This window comes from Mesorhizobium sp. M7A.F.Ca.US.006.04.2.1 (assembly GCF_004022915.1).
GTDB classification, from domain to species: domain Bacteria; phylum Pseudomonadota; class Alphaproteobacteria; order Rhizobiales; family Rhizobiaceae; genus Mesorhizobium; species Mesorhizobium ciceri.
Genome location: NZ_RZQA01000667.1, coordinates 1 through 3,672, shown reverse-complemented (window position 1 = coordinate 3,672; position 3,672 = coordinate 1). Strand labels below are relative to the sequence as shown.

General features: G+C 62.0%; 3 protein-coding genes and 1 pseudogene. 1 reads left to right on the top strand and 3 read right to left on the bottom strand.

Features of this window, described 5'->3' with window-relative positions; genetic code table 11:
* Positions 1-632 (top strand): BMP family ABC transporter substrate-binding protein (locus tag EN925_RS27685; RefSeq protein ID WP_164894430.1); only part of this gene is annotated, 632 nt, incomplete at its 5' end.
* Between the two features lie 47 nt (positions 633-679).
* Here EN925_RS27685 and EN925_RS27680 read toward each other — a convergent pair.
* The 3 genes and pseudogenes from EN925_RS27680 to EN925_RS27670 form a co-directional block, all read right to left on the bottom strand.
* Entirely contained in the window at positions 680-1,786 is a 1,107-nt protein-coding gene (locus tag EN925_RS27680; RefSeq protein ID WP_063168007.1) for an acyltransferase, read from the bottom strand.
* A 108-nt stretch (positions 1,787-1,894) separates the two neighbouring features.
* The gene (rimO, locus tag EN925_RS27675) at positions 1,895-3,208 is read right to left on the bottom strand and encodes a 30S ribosomal protein S12 methylthiotransferase RimO (RefSeq protein WP_127385136.1); all 1,314 of its coding nucleotides are present in this window, start codon (positions 3,206-3,208) and stop codon (positions 1,895-1,897) included.
* A 136-nt stretch (positions 3,209-3,344) separates the two neighbouring features.
* A pseudogene (locus EN925_RS27670) lies at positions 3,345-3,672 on the bottom strand (TerC family protein); the annotation flags it as partial.

The following is a 3,672-nucleotide window of genomic DNA, read 5'->3' as shown; positions in this document are numbered from 1 at the left end:
AATCGAAGGCAGGCGTTGCCGGCTACATCGTTTCCTTCCCGATCCCGGAAGTGGTGATGGGCATCAACTCCTTCATGCTCGGCGCGCAGTCGATCAACCCGAACTTCAAGGCCAAGATCGTCTGGGTGAATTCCTGGTTCGATCCGGGCAAGGAAGCCGACGCCGCCAAGGCGCTGTTCGACCAGGGTGCCGACATTATCGTCCAGCACACCGATTCGACCGCTGCCCTGCAGGTGGCCGAGGAGCGCAAGCTGCACGGCTTCGGCCAGTCCTCCGACATGATCAAGTTCGCGCCGAACGCGCAGCTGACCTCGCTTACCGACGAATGGGGTCCCTATTACATCAGCCGGGTCCAGGCAGCCCTCGACGGCACCTGGAAGCCGGACAATGTCTGGCTTGGCATCAAGGACGGCGCGGTCAAGCTCGCCCCCTACACCAACATGCCCGACGACGTGAAGGCGATGGCGGAGGCCACCGAGAAGAAGATCGCCGGCGGCTGGAACCCCTTCACCGGGCCGATCGCCAAGCAAGACGGCACGCCGTGGCTGAAGGATGGCGAAGTCGCCGATGACGGCACGCTGCTCGGCATGAATTTTTATGTGAAGGGTGTCGACGACAAGCTGCCGCAGTAAGCAGCGCAAGAGATCGAAATGAGGAGGGCGCCGCGAGGCGCCCTTTTTCATTCGGCGGGCTGCGCTCCGGCTGAGACGCGACGAAACCGTGCCAGGCCAGCATCGACCGCGCGGCCGAGCCAAATCCTCAGCAACCGCTGTGCGGGTCGTTCGCAGGCGCGCCAGATTGCCCACGAAACGAAAAGCATAAGTGCGCCGCAGCCAAAGGCGGCAAACCATTTGCCGATAAGGGGCGTTGCCGCATTGATGACGAGATAGCCGATGTCCTGGTGCAGCAAATAGAGCGGATAGGTCAGCCCGCCCAGCGCCAGGGTGAGCCCCGACGCCCTGATACGGCCGCGCAGCAGCACCGCACCGATCAAGGCCGCGTGCATGACGACGTTGGCGATGACCAGATTGGCCGACGAAACGGCAATGCCGTAGTGGCCAAGCATCCAGTGCTGCGTCACCGACAGCGTGCCGCAGGAGATCAGGAACGCGGCGGCAAGCAGCAGCATTGCAGGCAGTGAACGGCCATGCGCATGCAGGTGGTGGACCAGCACGCCGGCGGCGAAGAACGGTCCAAACTCGGTGATGAACAGCAGCCTGGCGGCACCGCTGCCGATGAAGAACTCGTTCAAGGCCGAGATCGCCAGCCAGATCAAGATCAGCTCCAGCTTGCGTTTCTGAAACAGCCCGGTGAGCAGCGCCAGCGTCACCCAGCCGTAGAACACCAGTTCAAGAACGATCGACCAGTAGACGCCGTCCATGAAGGGCTGGCCGAACGCCGGCGCGAACATCGACAGATTGGCGGCATACTGAACGAAAGAGGCCGAAAGCAGCGGCGACCCGGCAAGGAAGACAATCGCGAAGGTGATCGTCATGCAGAGCAGGAAGCCCGGATAGAGGCGAACGAACCGCGCGACCGCAAACTGGTCCCAACTGCGGTTTTCCGCCGACCAGGCAATGACGAAACCGCTGATCAGGAAGAACAGATTGACGCCGAGATAGCCGTAGAGGGCGAACGGTGCCGCAAGCGGATAACCCTCAGCCAGAATGCCCTCGGCAGCCGCGCCGCGAAAGAAATAGTGGAAGAACACGACAGCCATCGCCGCGACCAGCCTGAGCAGGTCCAGCGTCGCAATGTAATTTTGTTCCGCAGGTCTGGTGTTCATCCGCATTTCCCGCATCTACGGTCGGCAAACCATAGAGCGGATCGCGGCTGAGCGGGTTAAGAGGCCTAGATTATCGCCAGATGTAGTAAATTTACGCGGAACGAGGCGTCAGACCGCCGAACCATGGAGGTCATAGGCGTCGGCACGGTCGATCTTGACGGTGACGATATCGCCTTGGCGCAGCGGACGACGCGACTGGATGTGCACCGAGCCATCGATCTCGGGCGCGTCGTATTTGGTGCGGCCCTGTGCCGATGTGCCATGCGCCTCGTCGATCAGCACCGGGAGGCGCTTGCCGACTTTTCTGGCCAGCTGTGTCGCCGAAATCTTCTGCTGACGCTGCATGAAGCGGTGCCAGCGCGCCTCCTTGATTTCCTGCGGGACCTGTTCGAGACCGAGATCGTTGGAGCGGGCGCCGCGGACCGGCTCGTATTTGAAGCAGCCGGCGCGGTCGATCTTGGCTTCATCGAGCCAGTCGAGCAGCATCTCGAAATCGTCATCCGTCTCGCCGGGGAAGCCGACGATGAAGGTCGAGCGGATGGCCAGATCCGGACAGACCTCGCGCCAGCCGCGAATGCGCTCGAGCGTCTTTTCGCCATGCGCGGGCCGGCGCATGTTCTTCAACACCTGCGGCGAGGCATGCTGGAACGGGATATCCAGGTAAGGGAGGATCTTGCCCTCCGCCATCAGCGGGATGACGTCGGCGACATGCGGGTAGGGGTAGACATAGTGCATGCGCACCCAGATGCCGAGCTTGCCCAGTTCCTCCGAAAGATCGAGGAATTTTGCGCGCACTTCACGGTCGCCGAACATCGACGTCTGGTACTTGATGTCGATGCCGTAGGCGCTGGTGTCCTGCGAGATGACCAGAAGTTCCTTGACGCCAGCCTTGGCCAGTTTCTCAGCCTCACGCAGCACATCTGCCGCCGGCCGCGAGACGAGGTCACCACGCAGTGCGGGAATGATGCAGAAGGTGCAGCGGTTGTTGCAGCCTTCGGAAATCTTGAGATAGGCGTAGTGGCGCGGCGTCAGCTTGACACCCTGCGGCGGCAGGAGATCGATATAGGGATCGTGCGAAGGCGGTGCGGCCTCATGCACCGCGGCCATCACGCTCTCATAGGCCTGCGGCCCGGTGATCGCCAGCACATTCGGGTGCTTTTCGCGAATGACGTCCGGCTCGGCGCCCAGGCAACCGGTGACGATCACTCGGCCGTTTTCCGAAAGCGCGGAGCCGATGGCGTTGAGCGACTCGTCTCGGGCGGAATCGAGAAAACCGCAGGTGTTGACGACGACGAGGTCGGCGCCGTCATGCTTGCGTGCGATTTCGTAACCTTCGGCGCGCAGGCGCGTGATGATGCGCTCCGAATCCACGAGGGCCTTCGGGCATCCAAGACTGACAAAACTCACGCGGGGAGCGGACATAGAGGGTTTCCGGGCTTTTCAGGATTGCCGGCGCAGTACCACACTTATTGCGGCATTGGTATGGGCAGGCCCGCGATGCGGCAAAACGCACGGCGGTCTTGCTTCGACGGAGTGAAGACGCGGATGTCCGCCAGCTTCAGCCGACCACGTTGTTCACATGTGGCCAGACCTCCACGGCGCCACGATAGACCATGTCCAGCGCGACATAGAGTATGATCAGCAGGCCGACATAGGCGATCCAGCGGTGGCGATGCAGCAGCTTGGCAATGAAGGTCGCAGCCAGCCCCATGAGCGCGATCGACAGCACAAGGCCGATGACCAGCACCGGAAAATGATCACGCGCCGCTCCAGCCACCGCCAGCACGTTGTCGAGCGACATCGACACATCGGCGACGACAATCTGCAAGGCAGCCTGGCCAAGGGTCTTGCGCTTCGACTTGCCGGCGACTGCCTGGTCACTGTTG